Consider the following 15702-nt stretch of genomic DNA (forward strand, 5'->3'; position numbering starts at 1 on the left):
CCATGGAGGAAGCCGGGGCGTTTCGGAAAGAGGGACCGCCAGGAGCGAATCTCCAAGCGGCCCCGTGGGCCCAGAGGGGGAGGGGGGGGACCCCTAGGCCCAACACCATGAAATCAAGAACGTCCGACCAACAACCCCGGGGCACCGCTCTATTTCCGCCCCGTGTCCGCCCGTTGTGGGGATCATGGAATCCGGCCCCACCACCTTCCTGCCACCGCGAATCTGTAACCCGGTCACCCGTCCCTCCATTCCTTCGCTGGTGCCATGCCCCGCGAGTCTCCTGAACGCCCTCCGCTGCCTGCCCTGCTGGCCCGGGCCTACGCCGACCACGGCCTCGCCGCGCGTTCGGTGCTGCTGGCCGTCTCCGGGGGCGCGGACTCCACCGCGCTGCTCGCGGGCACCGCGCGCGTCCGGGACTCGCTGCGCCTGCGCGTGGAGGTCGCCACGTTCGATCACGGGCTCAGGGCGGAGGCCGCGGAGGAGGTGGCGGCCGTCGCACGCCTGTCCGCCCGACTGGGGCTTGCTTGCCACGTGCGCAAGCTCGCGCTGTCGCCGGGGCCCGGTGTGGAGGCCCGGGCCCGCGAGGCCCGCTACGCGACCCTGGAGGTGCTGCGCAAGGAGCGCGACCTGGACGCGGTGGCCACCGGCCACACGATGAACGACCAGGCGGAGACGCTGCTGATGCGGCTGGCGCGCGGCACCGCGCTCCGGGGCGCGCGCGGCATCCACGCGGAGGCGGCCACGCTCATCCGCCCCCTGCTCGCGTGCTCCCGCGCTGACGTGCTCGCGTTCCTGCGGGCCGAGGGCCTGGACTTCGTGCGCGATCCGATGAACGCGGACCCGGCGCTGTTCCGCACCCGCGTGCGCACCGGCGCGCTGCCCGCGCTGGATGAAGCGGCGGGGTTCAGCACCGTGGAGCACCTGGCGAACTTCGCCCGGCTCGCGGCCGAGGACGAGGCGCTGCTTGCCCGGCTGGCGGACGCCTCCTGGGAGCGGCTGTCCCTGCCAGGAGGGGGCCTGGACGCCGTGGGCCTGCGCGCGCTGGAGCCTCCCCTCCAGCGCCGCGTGCTCGCCCGGCTGCTGGGCATGGCCGGTCTCCGCGTGGACCACGCCACGCTGGAGCGGGGCCTGGACGCGGTGCGCCGGGGAGCCTCCACGGCGCTCAGCGGCGGAGCGCGGCTCAAGGCCACCGGGGGGCGGGTGCGCTGCGTGGGACGGCATCCGGAGGCGCCGCCCGGGGCGCTCATGCTCGGGGGGCCCGGCGCGGCGGGCGACTTCGGCGCATGGCATTTCCAGGTGGCGGAAGGATCCAGCCCCCCGGGCGTGTTGGGCATTGCGCTGGGGAAGGAGACGGCGTGGCCGCTGACAGTGCGCTCCCGCGAGCCGGGGGATCGCATCCGGACGCATTCGGGGCACCGCAAGGTGCAGGACGTGCTCGTGGATGCCCGCGTTCCTTCGGAGGCGCGCGATGCGCAGCCGGTGTTGGTGGACGCGCGAGGCGGGCTGCTGTGGCTTCCGGGCGTCCTCGCGCCCCCCGCGGCTTTGGGGGAGGACGTGCACGAGGTGGCTTCCCGACAGTCGCTCTGGGCGACGCCGCCGGGCCCAAGCGAACGAAAGACCCCTCCGTTATAGAGTCGATGATTCGAAACAGGGGATGGTCGCGGACCCCTAAATAGTTGAGGGCTTTTTACTGTTGCTGATACGGTCCGTCGCTGGCCTGCACACTGGCGGGCGCCGGGCACATGACGAACATCGCCGGGGTTCTTCCTGGCACGGCCCTCATCCCGCCGAGTACCGAAAGGGCAGCTGAAACGTGCGTTCGACCTACAAGACCATCGGGCTCTGGGTCATCCTGATCGTCCTCTTCGTCGCCTTCTACAATTTCTTCTCGCAAGGCAACGATCAGGTGCAGGAACCGACCTTCACCCAGCTTCTGACCAAGGTGGAGGAGAAGAAGGTCCGGGCCGTCTCCGTCAAGGGGAACACCTACTCCGGAACGTTCAACGATTCGAACGACAAGTTCCGGACCACGGGCCCGCCGCCGGACGTGGCCGTGCTCAACCAGCTCCGCGCCGCCGGCGTGGACGTGAAGTACGAGCGCGAGGAGCAGAACAGCCTCTGGCTGACCATCCTCGGGCAGTGGATGCCCGTCGTGTTCCTGTTCCTGTTCTTCATCTTCTTCATGCGCCAGCTCCAGGGCGGCAGCGGGAAGGCGATGACGTTCGGGAAGTCGAAGGCGAAGCTCCTCAGCGAGAGCCACAACAAGGTCACGTTCGCGGACGTGGCCGGTGTGGACGAGTGCAAGGAGGAGCTGGAGGAGATCGTCGCCTTCCTCAAGGACCCCAAGAAGTTCACCAAGCTGGGCGGCCGCATCCCCAAGGGCGTCCTGATGATGGGGCCTCCGGGCACGGGCAAGACGCTGCTCGCCCGCGCGGTGGCCGGTGAAGCAGGCGTCCCGTTCTTCTCCATCTCCGGCTCGGACTTCGTGGAGATGTTCGTGGGCGTCGGCGCCAGCCGCGTGCGCGACCTGTTCGAGCAGGGCAAGAAGAACGCCCCCTGCATCATCTTCATCGACGAGATCGACGCCGTGGGCCGCCACCGTGGCGCGGGCCTGGGCGGTGGTCACGACGAGCGCGAGCAGACGCTCAACCAGCTGCTGGTGGAGATGGACGGCTTCGAGTCCAACGACGGCGTCATCCTCATCGCCGCCACGAACCGTCCGGACGTGCTGGATCCGGCGCTCCAGCGCCCGGGCCGCTTCGACCGCCGCATCATCGTTCCCCGTCCCGACCTCAAGGGCCGCCTGGGCGTGCTGAAGGTGCACACCCGCCGCGTGCCGCTGGCGCCGGAAGTGGAGCTGGAGGTCATCGCCCGCGGTACGCCCGGCATGACGGGCGCGGACCTGGAGAACCTGGTCAACGAGTCGGCCCTGATGGCCGCGCGCCAGAACAAGGAGCGCGTGGACCTCACGGACTTCGAGCAGGCCAAGGACAAGGTCTTCATGGGCCCGGAGCGCCGGTCCATGATCATGACCGACAAGGAGAAGCGGAACACGGCCGTCCACGAGGCCGGCCACGCGCTCCTCGCCAAGCTGCTGCCGGGCTGCGACCCGCTGCACAAGGTCACCATCATCCCGCGCGGTCAGGCCCTGGGCGTCACCTGGTCCCTGCCCACCGAGGACAAGGTGAACGGCTACCGCAAGCAGATCCTCGACCAGATCACCATGGCGATGGGTGGCCGTATCGCCGAGGAGATCATGTTCAACGAGATGAGCAGCGGCGCGGCGAACGACATCGAGCGGGCGACGGAGACGGCGCGCGCCATGGTGTGCCGCTGGGGCATGAGCGAGAAGATGGGCCCGCTGGCGTTCGGCAAGAGCGACGGTGAGGTGTTCCTGGGCCGCGACTTCAACTCGTCCAAGGACTACTCCGAGGACACCGCCCGGCAGATCGACGCGGAAGTGCGCAGCATCGTCGTGGGCTGCTACACGCACGGCAAGCAGCTGCTGACGGACAAGATGGACGTGCTGCAGCGCGTGTCCGACGCCCTGGTGGAGTACGAGACGCTCGACGCCGAGGACGTGAACATCATCCTGCAGGGCGGCCAGCTCACCCGTGAGCGTCCGCCCCCGCGCGTCAGCTCCTCGCCGAAGCCGACTGAGAAGAAGGACAAGCGGAAGATCCTCGATGCGCTCGAGGGCCTGCCCAACATGGAGCCGAAGAAGGCGTAAGCGCCTCCCAGGCACCTGCTGAAGTGATGAAGGCCCTTCCCGCGACTGCCGGGGAGGGCCTTTTCCTTTGGCGCTTCCGCCGTCCTTTCGTGGGCCAAAGGAAGCGGCGACACTGGGCCCTGCGTCCTTCCCGCGCTCCCAGGGGCTTTCCGACCGTGCTGCGTGCCCGCCTCATCTCGCGTGACCGTCCCGACGACCTGTCGCTGGCCCTGCGTCGTCTGAACCTGCCCGCGCGCGCCTGCCAGCACCTGTCGCGCGAGCTGGGCCACGCGCAGGTGCTGATCACGGGCGGCCGGCCCTCCTACGAGGACGAACTGGTGCCCGAATACGGCACCCGCGAGCGCGAGCAGTTCCCGACCTGGGTGTCGGGCCAGTCGCACGGGCGCGCCGGGGATTCGCTCCTGTCCGGCAGCCGGAAGCAGTTCGAGCGGCTCATCACCCTCGCGCGCAAGTCGCCCCGCACGGATGCCCTGGCCCGCGTCCTGGAGGCCGTGCTGAACATCCAGCCGCCCCGCCTGCTGGAGCTGGGCGGACGCCAGTTCGAGTGGGGCACGCGCACGTACGTCATGGGCGTGGTGAACGTGACGCCGGACAGCTTCTCCGACGGTGGCCGCTACCTGGACACGGACGCGGCGCTGGAGCACGGGGTCGCGTTGGCGGAAGCCGGCGCGGACCTCCTCGACGTGGGCGGGGAGTCCACGCGGCCGGGCGCGCTCCCGGTGCCCGCGGATGAGGAGCTGGAGCGTGTGCTCAATGTCGTGGAGGGGCTGCGCGCGCGCACGTCGGTGCCCATCTCGGTGGACACCATGAAGGCGTCGGTGGCGGCCGAGGCGCTCAAGGCCGGTGCCCACCTCATCAACGACGTCACCGGCTTCCACTTCGACGCGGCGCTGCCCGGCGTGGTGGCCGCCGCGGGCGCCGCGTGTTGTCTGATGCACACCCAGGGGATGCCCCGGACGATGCAGCAGACGCCCCACTACCAGGACGTGGTGGGCGAGGTGATGGACTACCTGGAGGAGGGGATGGTCCAGGCGATGGAGGCCGGCATCCCGCGCGAGCGCATCCTCCTGGACCCGGGCATCGGGTTCGGCAAGACGCTGGAGCACAACCTCTTCCTGCTGCGCCGGCTGGAGGAGCTGCGCGGACTGGGACAGCCGCTGCTCGTCGGCACCAGCCGCAAGTCCTTCCTCGGGAAGCTGGCGGGCGGCAGGGGACCCACCGAACGGCTGGCGGCCACGCTGGGCTCGGTGGCGGCGATGGCGGTGATGGGCGGCGCGGACGTGGTCCGGGTCCACGACGTGACCGAGGTGCGCGACGCACTGGCGGTCGCGGATGCGATGAGACGGGCCCGGGGTGGGGGTGACCTGTACGGCGGCTGACGCGTGCAAGCCCGGGTGTCACAAACCGTCCATGCAGGCACGCCCGGGTGCTTGCCTGGGTGGCACCTCGTCCCTAGGTTCGAGCCCACGTGCCGGACGGGGTATAAGGCCCCGGACGTGAGAGTGGCCGGAGCACATCCGGCAATGGGAAAGGTGGAGCGGCACACATGGCGTACAGGATGGACATGCCCCCCAAGGAAGCGCAGAAGACGGAGCGGCTGTTCGGTACGGACGGCGTTCGTGGCGTCGCCAACGTCTATCCGATGACGGCCGAGGTCGCGATGAAGCTCGGTCGCGCGCTCGCGTACCTCATCCGCAGCGGTCCCCACCGTCACCGCGTCATCGTGGGCAAGGACACGCGACTTTCCGGCTACATGCTGGAGCAGGCGCTGTCCGCCGGCCTCATCTCCATGGGCGTCGACGTGGAGCAGGTGGGCCCGCTGCCCACGCCCGGCATCTCCAACCTCACCACGTCCATGCGCGCGGACGCGGGCGCCGTCATCTCGGCGTCCCACAACCCGTACCAGGACAACGGCATCAAGTTCTTCTGGCGCGACGGCTTCAAGCTGCCGGACGAGACGGAAGCCAAGATCGAGGAGCTGGTCTCCAGCGGGGAGATCGACAACATCCGCCCCACGGCCACCAAGATTGGCCGCGCCATCCGCCTGGACGACGCGCGGGGCCGCTACATCGTCTACCTGAAGGCCACCTTCCCCCGCGAGCTGACGCTGGAGGGGATGACCATCGTGGTGGACTGCGCCAACGGCGCGGCCTACCGCACGGCGCCCGCGGTGCTGGAGGAGCTGGGCGCGAAGGTCATCGCGCTGGGCGTGTCGCCGGACGGCAAGAACATCAACCACAAGTGCGGCGCGCTCCACCCGGAGGGCCTGGCCAAGGCGGTGGTGAAGCACGGCGCGCACCTGGGCGTGGCGCTGGACGGCGACGCGGACCGCCTCATCGTCGTGGACGAGAAGGGCAACGTCGTGGACGGCGATGCCATCATGGCCATCTGCACGGGTGAGCTCGTCGCGCGCAAGGAGCTGAAGAAGAAGACGCTCGTCGCCACGGTGATGAGCAACATCGGCCTGGAGCGCGCGGTGGCGCAGTGGGGCGTGAAGGTCGCGCGCACCCGCGTGGGCGACCGTCACGTCGTCGACGAGATGCGCCGCAACGGCTACAGCCTGGGCGGCGAGCAGAGCGGCCACCTCATCTTCCTGAACCACACCACCACCGGCGACGGCACCCTCGCGGCGCTCCAGCTGCTGGCCGTGATGTGCCGCCAGGGCAAGCCCCTGAGCGAGCTGGCGTCCATCTTCCAGCCCGTGCCGCAGACCCTGCTCAACGTGGTGGTGAAGCACAAGCGCGAGCTGGGCGAGCTGCCCACCGTGATGAAGGCCATCAAGAACGTGGAGCAGAAGCTGGGCAACGCCGGCCGCGTGCTGGTGCGCTTCTCCGGCACCGAGCCCAAGGCGCGCGTTCTCATCGAGGGCGAGGACGCCGTTCGCAACGAGGCCTACGCCCGGGAGATCGTCGAGGCGCTGTCCAAGGCCCTCAACGGGTAGCCTCGACGGCTCGAAAGACGTGCCTTCCGTCCTGCTCCCCGAGCAGGACGGTTGACTTCCGGACGCCGGCCACGAATAGAGGGGCCGGCGCGTGCCCGGGCCCCGGACAATCCCGCACCGCGCGCCAGGTAGAGGAGCGGGTCGATGGGACAGCGACTGGGTGTCAACGTGGATCACGTGGCGACGCTGCGGCAGGCGCGGCGCACCGTGTACCCGGATCCGGTGACGGCGGCGGCGCTGGCGGAGCTGGCGGGCGCGCGGCAGATCACCATCCACCTGCGCGAGGACCGGCGCCACATCCAGGACCGGGACCTGCGCATCCTTCGCGACACGGTGCAGACGCTCCTGAACCTGGAGATGGCCGCCACCGCGGAGATGGTGAAGATCGCCTACGAGTACAAGCCGGACGTGGTGACGCTCGTGCCCGAGCGGCGCGAGGAGCTCACCACCGAGGGCGGCCTGGAGGTCGCGGGCCAGCGCGAATCCATCGCGAAGATCATCAAGAACCTCAAGGACGGGGAGATCGCCGTCTCGCTGTTCATCGATCCGGACCTGGACCAGGTGCGCGCGTCGCACAAGGTGAACGCGGACCGGGTGGAGCTGCACACGGGGCGCTACTGCGAGGCGCGCAACGACAAGGAGCGCGCGCGGGAGCTGGCGCGCATCGTGGACGCGGCCAAGGCGAGCGCCAAGCTGGGCATGGGCGTCGCGGCGGGCCACGGGCTCAACTACGACAACGTGCAGGCCATCGCGCGCATCCAGGAGATCGACGAGCTCAACATCGGGCACGCCATCGTCGGACGCGCGGTGCTCGTGGGCTTCGAGCGCGCGGTGCGGGAGATGTTGGACCTGATGCGCGACCCGGGGTAGCCCGCATGCCCATCGTCGGCCTGGGGTTGGACCTCTGCTCCATCGAGCGCATCCAGCGCATCCTGGACGGCCCGCGCCGGGACGCGTTCCTCGCGCGCGTGTACACCGACGGCGAGCGCGCCTACTGCGCTCCCCGCGCGGACGCGGCCAGTGCCTTCGCGGCGAGGTTCGCGGCGAAGGAGGCGCTGGTGAAGGCGCTGGGCGTGCCGCCCGGTATCCACTGGCGGGACATGGAGGTGGTGCGCGAGGGCGGCCCGCCGCGCTTCGTGCTCTCCGGCGTGGCCCGCGAGGTGATGGAAGCGCGGGGGTGGGACGCGATGCTCGCGCTCACCCATGATGCGGGCGTGGCCGCGGCCACGGTGGTGCTCCAGACGAAGTAGGGAGGGTTGAAGCCATGCAGCGCGTGCTCACCGCCGTCCAGATGCGTGAAGCCGAAGCGGCCGCCCAGGAGCGTCACGGGATGCCCTCCGGCCTGTTGATGGAGAACGCGGGCCGCGCGCTCGCGGAGGCCGCCCGGAGCGTCGCCGCCCCGGGCGCGCGCTTCACGGTGCTGTGCGGGCCGGGCAACAACGGCGGGGACGGGCTCGTCGCCGCGCGCTTCCTGCTCGAAGGGGGCGCGCGCGTGGTGGTGTCGCTGGTGGGCGACTCCGCGAAGACCACCCCGGAGTCGAAGCGCAACCTGACCGCGCTGGAGGGCTTCGGTGAGTCGCCCCGCGCCTTCGAGGTGCTGCCGGAGCCGGGCCCGGGCGACGTGGTGGTGGACGCCCTCTTCGGCACCGGCCTGCACCGCGCGCCTGCAGGGGCCTTCGCGGATGCCATTGGCACCATGGCGCGGTGGCGGCGCGCGGGGGCGAAGGTGGTGGCGGCGGACGTGCCGTCGGGGTTGCAGAGCGACACCGCGGAGCCCTTCACGCCGTGCGTGGAGGCGGACGTCACGGTGGCCTTCGGGTTCCTCAAGCCCGCGCACGAACTGGAGCCCGGCGCGTCGCTGTGCGGGGACGTGCGGCGCGTGGACATCGCCCTGGGTGGCGAGGCCGCGCGCGTGGTGTCCGGGCCGGAGCTGTTCCGGGTGGAGGAGAAGGACGCGCGCGACGCGCTGCCGGTGCGCCGCGCGGATTCGCACAAGGGCACCTACGGCCACGTGCTGGTGGTGGCGGGCAGCCCGGGCAAGACGGGCGCGGCGGCGATGGTGGCCCTGGCGGCGCTGCGCAGCGGCGCGGGGCTCGTCACGGTGGCCACGCGCGCGGAGGCGCTGCCGGCGGTGATGGCGCACTCGCCGGAGATCATGGGCCTCCCGCTGCCCGGCGACGGGCCGCTGGGGAAGGGCGACCTGGACGCGCTCAAGGCCGCGCTGGAGGGCAAGGACGCGCTGGTGATGGGCCCGGGCATCCCCCGGGGACCGGAGACGGGCGCGCTCATCGGCGACCTGCTGGCGGCGGTGGACGTGCCCGCGGTGCTGGACGCGGACGCGCTCAACGCGGTGGCGGAGGACCTGTCCGTGCTCCGGCGCGCGAAGGGCCCCGTGGTGCTCACGCCGCATCCGGGAGAGATGGCGAAGCTCACGGGCAAGCCGACGAAGGAGGTGCAGCTCCACCGCGTGGGCATGGCCCGGCAGCTCGCCGCGGCGCTCCACGTCACGGTGGTGCTGAAGGGCTCGCGCACGCTCATCGCGGAGGCCGGCGGGCGCGTGTTCATCAACCCCACCGGCAACCCAGGCATGGCCACCGGGGGCACCGGCGACGTGCTGTCGGGTGTGTGCGGCGCGCTGCTCGCGCAGGCCATTCCCCTGCCGCGGGCCGCGTGGACGGCCGTGTACGCGCACGGGCTCGCGGGCGACCTCGCGGCGGAGCGGAGGGGCCTGATGGGCCTCATCGCCACGGACCTGCTCAAGGGACTGTCTTCGGTCTGGGTGCGGTGGGGGCGATGAGCGGGCCCACGCGCACGCGGCGCCTCGTGTCGCCGTCCCCGGAGGAGACGCACCGGCTGGGCGTGAAGCTGGGGCAGCTCCTGGAGCCCGGCGACTTCGTGGGGCTCGTGGGTGACCTGGGCGCGGGCAAGACGCACCTGGTGCGCGGCGTGGCGGAAGGGGCGGGCGTGGCGCGCTCCGAGGTCGCGAGCCCCACCTTCGCCATCGTGTACCCGTACGACGGCCGCATCCCGCTGTACCACGCGGACCTGTACCGTCTGGCCGACTACGAGGAGCTCTACGCCACCGGCTTCATGGACCTGCTGGGCGAAGGGCGCGCGATGCTGGTGGAGTGGTTGGACCGCATCCCCCAGGCCGCGCCGCGCGACTTCCTGCGCATCACGCTGCGCCATGAAGGGGAGGACGCGCGGAGCCTCGAAGTGGAGGCCTTCGGCGCGCGTCCCGCGGCCTTGCTCGACTCCTGGCTCGGCTGAGGCAGCAGAAGCGCCGTCAGGCCGCGCTGCCGTGCTGCACCGTCGGCGGGCGCGGGTTCAGCACGCCGTCCGCCAGCGTCTGCACCTTCCAGCGGTGGAAGACGAGCTTCGAGTCCACGCCCACCACGTCCTCCTCGTCCACGGGCACCCAGTGGGGCCCGCCGCACAGCGACTCGCTGGCGATGAGGAACTGCTGGAGCGGCACACCCGTGTTCGGCGTCCGCAGCGCTTCGGGGCAGCCGCCGATGCCGGAGGAGATGAAGAGCGTGCGGTTGCGGCGCGTGGCCACCATCGCCTCGCCGTCCGTGACGAGGAAGTTCATCGCGGAGCGCTCCTTCGGCTCGCGGCTTCCCGGCACGTCCGTCATCGAGGACACGAGCGTCATCGTCTCCGCGAGCGCCTGCGCCATCGACTGCACGGGCACCTGGCCGTCGAGCGGTCCCCGCTCCGCGAGCCGCGTCAGGAACAGGTAGAAGCAGCGCTCGCTGTCCGTCGTGCCCTTGATGTTGACGCGCAGCTCCGGGTGGATGAGCGCTTCCACGGCCGCCTTGTGCTTCCCGAACTCGCGCAGCGTGCCGTTGTGCACGAATGACCAGCGGCAGTAGTGGAACGGGTGGGAGTTGCGGATCTCCACCGCGCCCACGCTCGCCTGACGGATGTGCGCGACGACGGTGCGCGCGGACACCTGGCTCGACACGCGCTCGAAGTCGGGGTCGCAGTGCGCGGGGCCCACGCCGTGCGCGACGAGGGGGGAGGTCTCCGGACCGTACGAGGCGATGCCCCAACCGTCCTTGTGCTCACGTGACTGGATGAGGAGGGAATTCCTCTCCGTCACCAAAGCAGTGTGGACGGCAGCGGGAACGGCGGATCTGAATCCAAATAGTCGGCACATGGTGGCAGCTGATCTCTACAACGGCCGGCCCACGAGGGAAGTTCCACTTGCCCCCTCGGACGATGCCCGTTGTTCAGCGGCACGCACTCAGGGACAGCATTCCATCCGCGCGCGGAACACCACCTGCCCACCCTTCACCACCGCCCGCGCGTGGCTGATACCCAGATGATAAGGCAGGTGTCGGTAACTGCGACACCCGAAGACAACAAGGTCGCCTGCATCACCCACGGCCAGTCGCCCGTGTCGTTGCAACCCCAAACATTGCGCGGCCCCTCGCGTGGCGGCCCAGTAGGCCTCCGCGGCCGTCAGGCCGTTCTCCAGGCAGGCGAGCCCCAGCACCAGCGCCAGGTTTTCCGTCATGGAAGAACCCGGGTTCACGTTGGAACCCAAAGCAATGTTGACGCCTGCGTCGCGCAGCTTCCGGCCGGGCGCGTAGGGGCGCATGCGCAGGAAGAGGGTGGAGGTGGGCACGAGCACGGCGGTGACGTTCGCGGCGGCGAGCGCGCGGATGCCTTCATCCGTCACCTGCTCCAGGTGGTCCGCGCTGGAGGCGCCCACTTCCGCGGCGAGCGCTGAGGCCCCGCAGGCGGTGAGCTGATCCGCGTGCAGGCGTGGCGTCAGGCCCAGCGCCTTCGCGGCGAGCAGCAGGCGGCGCGACTCGTCCACGGTGAAGGCGCTGTCCTCGGTGAAGACGTCGCAGAAGCGCGCCAGTCCCTCCCGCGCCACGGCGGGCAGGATTTCGTTGATGCACAGCTCCAGGTACTCGCCGCGCCGTCCCTGGTACTCCGTGGGCACCGCGTGCGCGCACAACAGCGTGGGCACCAGCTCCAGCGGCGACAGCGCGCCCAGCCGGCGCACCGCACGCAGCATCTTGAGCTCGTGCTCCAGCGACAGGCCGTAGCCGCTCTTCACCTCCGCCGTCGTCACGCCCTGCGCGAGCAGCCGCTCCAGGCGGGGCAGGGCGAGCCGCGCCAGCTCCTCCTCGCTCGCCGCGCGCGTGGCGCTCACCGTGTTGACGATGCCGCCTCCGGCCTTGGCGATCTCCAGGTACGTGGCGCCCTGGTTGCGCAGGTCGAACTCGGCGGAGCGCTCGCCCGCGAAGACCAGGTGCGTGTGCGGATCCACGAAGCCCGGGCCCACGAAGCCGCCCTCGGCGTCGATGACTTCCGTCGCGTCGGTGAGCGCGCCGGGAGGCAGGTCCGCTTCCCGGCCCACGAAGGCCACGCGGCCCTTGCGCACGCCCACGCAGGCGGCCGGGCGCGGGGTGAGGGCCACGTCGGCGGGCTCACGGTGCGTGCCCTCCACGGTGAGCACCTCGGAGGTGTTGCGCACCCACAGGTCCAAAGGTTCCATTGATCAGCGCCCTCCGCGCAGCCCCGCGACGGGCACGTTCCAGCTCGCGCCGCCCGCGTGGGCCCGGCCATAGCCGCCGGACAGCTCCAGCTTCGACTTGCCTTCCCCCAGGGTGATCTGCGCCGCGACGACGGCGCCGTAGTACACGGCCGTCACCTGCGAGCCGGGGTTCACCAGGGAGCGGTTCACGCCCAGGAACGGGACGATGCCCAGCGACATCCCGGCCTCCGGCTGCACGGTGAAGGCACAGGTGCCCTCCACGCCGAACAGGCTGCTGGTGCTGTCCGTGTCCCCCAGGCCGAAGTCCGACGCGGCCCGCACCGCGACGGCCGGCGCCAGGCCCAGCTTCTGCGAGCCGGCGTAGTACGACAGGCCGGTGTAGAGGCCGTAGCCCGGCACGGGCGCGAGGAAGAACTCCCCTTGCAGCCCCGCGTGCAGGGACAGCCGTTCGCCCAGCGGCACCGTCAGCGCGGCGTCATAGGAGATGCCCCACTGGTCGCTGTCGAGCGGCTTCGCGTCGCCCTGGAAGGGTTCGATCTCTCCCCGGTCCGCGAGCTGCGGGGCATTGAGGCGCGGGCCGGTGCGGAAGCCGACCTGGTAGAAGCGCTCGTCGGGCATGCCCGGACCCAGGCGCATCACCATGGGTCCGGCGGTGGTGGGCGTGCAGCCCGCGAGCACACCCAACACCCCTGTCATCACGACCGCGCGGACCCGGCTTGGCATCCGGCGCACTCTAGGCGGTGATGCCCGGGATGCGCACGCCCCGCTCCTTCGCGACGTCGATGGCCTCCGTGTAGCCCGCGTCCGCGTGGCGCAGGACGCCCATGCCCGGGTCGGACGTGAGCACGCGCTCGATGCGGCGCGCGGCCTCCGGCGTGCCGTCCGCGACGATGACCTGGCCCGCGTGCAGCGAGTAGCCCATGCCCACGCCGCCGCCGTGGTGGAACGACACCCAGGAGGCGCCATTCACCGCGTTCACCAGCGCGTTCAGGATGGGCCAGTCCGCCACCGCGTCCGAGCCGTCCTTCATGGCCTCCGTCTCGCGGTTGGGCGACGCCACGCTGCCGCAGTCCAGGTGGTCGCGGCCAATCACGATGGGCGCCTTCACCTCGCCCTTGCGGACCAGCTCGTTGAAGGCGAGCCCCGCCTTGGCGCGTTCGCCGTAGCCCAGCCAGCAGATGCGCGCGGGCAGGCCCTGGAACGCGACGCGCTCCTGCGCCATGTCCAGCCAGCGGTTGAGCGACGCCTTGTGGGGGAACAGCTCGCGCACCGCGCGGTCCGTGCGGCGGATGTCCTCCGGGTCCCCCGACAGCGCCACCCAGCGGAACGGGCCCATGCCCTCGCAGAACAGCGGGCGGATGTACGCGGGCACGAAGCCGGGGAACTCGAAGGCGTTCTGCATGCCGCCCACCTTCGCCTGGCCGCGCAGGTTGTTGCCGTAGTCGAACACGTGGCTGCCGGCGGCCTGGAAGTCGTTCATCGCCTGCACGTGCATGATCATCGACTCGCGCGCGCGCTTCACGTAGCCCTCGGGGTCGCGCTTGCGCAGCTCCGCCGCGGCCTCCAGCGACAGGTCCGTGGGGATGTAGCCGTTGAGCGGATCATGCGCGCTCGTCTGGTCCGTCACGAGGTCCGGCTTGATGCCGCGCTTGTACAGCTCCCGGAACACCGACGCCGCGTTGCCGATGATGGCGATGCTGCGGCCCACGCGCTTCTGCTGCGCGTCCTTGGCCAGCGCCAGCGCCTCGTCAATGTCCTTCGCCACCACGTCCAGGTAGCGCGTCTCCACGCGGCGCTGGGCGCGGTGCGGATCAATCTCCACGCCCAGGAACACGGCGTTGTTCATCGTGGCGGCCAGGGGCTGCGCGCCGCCCATGCCGCCCAGGCCGCCGGAGAGGATGAGCCGGCCGGCCAGGTCCTCGCTGCCGAAGTGGAAGCGGCCCGCGGCGGCGAAGGTCTCGTAGGTGCCCTGCAGGATGCCCTGCGTGCCGATGTAGATCCACGAGCCGGCCGTCATCTGGCCGTACATCATCAGGCCCTTCTTCTCCAGCTCGTGGAAGTGCTCCCAGTTGGCCCAGTGGCCCACGAGGTTGGAGTTGGCGATGAGCACGCGCGGCGCGTCCGGATGCGTGCGCAGGATGCCCACGGGCTTGCCGGACTGCACGAGCAGCGTCTCGTCGTCCGTGAGGCTCTGGAGGCTGGACACGATGCGGTCGAACGAGGGCCAGTCCCGGGCGGCCTTGCCGGTGCCGCCGTAGACGACGAGGTCCCCGGGCTGCTCGGCCACCTCCGGATCGAGGTTGTTCATCAGCATCCGGAGCGCGGCCTCCTGCACCCAGCCCTTGCAGGAGAGGGTGGTGCCGCGAGAGGCGCGGATGATGCGGGACATGCGGAAGGCTCCTGGAAAAGAGGGCGCGAGGAAGGGCGCCCGGGCGGGCACCCTAACCGAACCCTCCCGGTCGCGGGGGCATGCCGTGCAGGCCATGCCCCCGGGCTCCAGGGACCGGATAGACGCTGTGCGTCAGTAGTCCTTGCGCGCCGTCACGAAGGCGCTGAAGCCGTAGACCTCACCGGTCGTGTAGAACTTGAAGTACTGGCCCGCAGGCGCGTTCAGCCCGTAGGCGCTGCCGGTGCATCCGGCGCAGACCAGCGCGCCGTTGCGGCGGACATTCCAGAGACCCGTGATGTCATACGCGGTGGTCGTGCTGGCCGGCGAGCCGACGAGCTCGAAGTCGTACTCGTTGCCGCCCGCGAAGCCGTGGAAGTTGAGGAACGCGGTGCGGGTGAACTCGTTCCAGCTGACCACCGCGTTCGCGCTCGTCACCGGGTACGTGGCGGTGTTGTCCTTCACATGCTGGCCCTGGCTGGACCAGATGCTGTGCACGCCCACGGCGGCCAGGGCGGGGAACGACAGGAACAGCGCGGCGGCGAGGAGGGGACGGAAGGCCTTCATGGGGGATGCTCCTTGGGGGATGAGCGCGGAGCATCGGGGGACACTCCGCGTGAAACCCATCCTGCACGAGCCCGGTGAAGCTGGAAAGGCTGGCTTACCCGGGGAGACGTCGTGCGTCAGTAGTCCTGGCGCCCGTCCACGTAGGCGCTGAAGTGGAACTGGTAGGTGGAGTCGTAGAACTTGATGCCGGTGCCCGGCTGCGCGGTCAGGCCGTAGACGCTGCCGGTGCAGCCGCCGCAGATGATCACGCCATCGCGCTGGATGTTCCAGAGGCCGTTGATGTTGTAGGCCGTGACGGCCGTGACGGACGACCCGACGAGGTTGAAGTCATAGGTGCTCCCGTTCGCGATGCCGTGGAAGCTCGCGTAGGCGGCCAGCGTGCTCTCGTTCCAGATGATGCTCATGTTGACGCCCGTCGCCGGATAGGACGCGCCGTTGTCCTGGATGTACAGGCCCCGGTTGGACCAGATGCTGTGCCCGGCGAGGGCGGGAGCGGACAGGAGCAGCGCGGCGACGGCGACGGAACGGAAGGCGTTCATGGTGTGGACTCCAATGGGGGGAAG

Annotated in this window: 14 protein-coding genes; 8 read left to right on the forward strand and 6 right to left on the reverse strand. The window is 70.6% G+C overall.

Annotated features, from left to right (window positions below; all coding sequences use genetic code 11):
* Positions 1 to 264: 264 nt before the first annotated feature.
* From tilS to tsaE, 8 genes are all read left to right on the forward strand, one after another.
* Positions 265 to 1632: a tRNA lysidine(34) synthetase TilS gene (tilS, locus tag D7V93_RS19680; RefSeq protein WP_120644886.1), complete on the forward strand. Its 1368-nt coding sequence runs from the start codon at positions 265 to 267 to the stop codon at positions 1630 to 1632.
* A gap of 181 nt (positions 1633 to 1813) precedes the next feature.
* Positions 1814 to 3730 (forward strand): ATP-dependent zinc metalloprotease FtsH, encoded by a 1917-nt coding sequence (gene ftsH, locus D7V93_RS19685; RefSeq protein ID WP_120644887.1) that lies wholly within the window; start codon positions 1814 to 1816, stop codon positions 3728 to 3730.
* 155 nt (positions 3731 to 3885) lie between these two features.
* Positions 3886 to 5109, forward strand: a complete 1224-nt coding sequence (gene folP, locus D7V93_RS19690) for a dihydropteroate synthase (protein ID WP_120644888.1) — start codon at positions 3886 to 3888, stop codon at positions 5107 to 5109.
* Between the two features lie 167 nt (positions 5110 to 5276).
* Positions 5277 to 6671 carry a phosphoglucosamine mutase gene (gene glmM / locus D7V93_RS19695; protein ID WP_120644889.1) on the forward strand — a complete coding sequence of 465 codons (1395 nt, stop codon included), beginning with the start codon at positions 5277 to 5279 and terminating at the stop codon, positions 6669 to 6671.
* A 144-nt stretch (positions 6672 to 6815) separates the two neighbouring features.
* Positions 6816 to 7541: a pyridoxine 5'-phosphate synthase gene (locus D7V93_RS19700; protein ID WP_120613181.1), complete on the forward strand. Its 726-nt coding sequence runs from the start codon at positions 6816 to 6818 to the stop codon at positions 7539 to 7541.
* 5 nt (positions 7542 to 7546) lie between these two features.
* Positions 7547 to 7921, forward strand: a complete 375-nt coding sequence (locus D7V93_RS19705; RefSeq protein WP_120644890.1) for a holo-ACP synthase — start codon at positions 7547 to 7549, stop codon at positions 7919 to 7921.
* 14 nt (positions 7922 to 7935) lie between these two features.
* Positions 7936 to 9468 (forward strand): NAD(P)H-hydrate dehydratase, encoded by a 1533-nt coding sequence (locus D7V93_RS19710; protein WP_120644891.1) that lies wholly within the window; start codon positions 7936 to 7938, stop codon positions 9466 to 9468.
* Positions 9465 to 9941: a tRNA (adenosine(37)-N6)-threonylcarbamoyltransferase complex ATPase subunit type 1 TsaE gene (gene tsaE, locus D7V93_RS19715; RefSeq protein WP_120644892.1), complete on the forward strand. Its 477-nt coding sequence runs from the start codon at positions 9465 to 9467 to the stop codon at positions 9939 to 9941. The genes D7V93_RS19710 and tsaE overlap by 4 nt, the downstream gene beginning before the upstream one ends.
* A gap of 16 nt (positions 9942 to 9957) precedes the next feature.
* On the opposite strand, the gene D7V93_RS19720 is transcribed toward tsaE, so the two are convergent.
* The 6 genes from D7V93_RS19720 to D7V93_RS19745 all read right to left on the reverse strand — a co-directional run.
* Complete coding sequence (locus tag D7V93_RS19720; protein WP_120644893.1) at positions 9958 to 10833, reverse strand: class II glutamine amidotransferase; 876 nt, start codon at positions 10831 to 10833, stop codon at positions 9958 to 9960.
* A gap of 87 nt (positions 10834 to 10920) precedes the next feature.
* The gene (hutI, locus tag D7V93_RS19725) at positions 10921 to 12186 is read right to left on the reverse strand and encodes an imidazolonepropionase (RefSeq protein ID WP_120644894.1); all 1266 of its coding nucleotides are present in this window, start codon (positions 12184 to 12186) and stop codon (positions 10921 to 10923) included.
* Positions 12187 to 12189: 3 nt separating this feature from the next.
* A complete protein-coding gene (locus D7V93_RS19730) occupies positions 12190 to 12909 on the reverse strand; it encodes a hypothetical protein (protein ID WP_120644898.1) in 720 nt (239 codons plus the stop codon).
* Positions 12910 to 12919: 10 nt separating this feature from the next.
* The gene (gene hutU / locus D7V93_RS19735; protein WP_120644895.1) at positions 12920 to 14575 is read right to left on the reverse strand and encodes a urocanate hydratase; all 1656 of its coding nucleotides are present in this window, start codon (positions 14573 to 14575) and stop codon (positions 12920 to 12922) included.
* A gap of 132 nt (positions 14576 to 14707) precedes the next feature.
* Positions 14708 to 15139: a hypothetical protein gene (locus tag D7V93_RS19740; RefSeq protein WP_120644896.1), complete on the reverse strand. Its 432-nt coding sequence runs from the start codon at positions 15137 to 15139 to the stop codon at positions 14708 to 14710.
* A gap of 116 nt (positions 15140 to 15255) precedes the next feature.
* A partial coding sequence (locus D7V93_RS19745) for a hypothetical protein (protein ID WP_244237385.1) occupies positions 15256 to 15702 on the reverse strand: 447 nt, incomplete at its 5' end.

The sequence above is a fragment of the Corallococcus llansteffanensis genome (assembly GCF_003612055.1).
Classification (GTDB): Bacteria; Myxococcota; Myxococcia; order Myxococcales; family Myxococcaceae; genus Corallococcus; species Corallococcus llansteffanensis.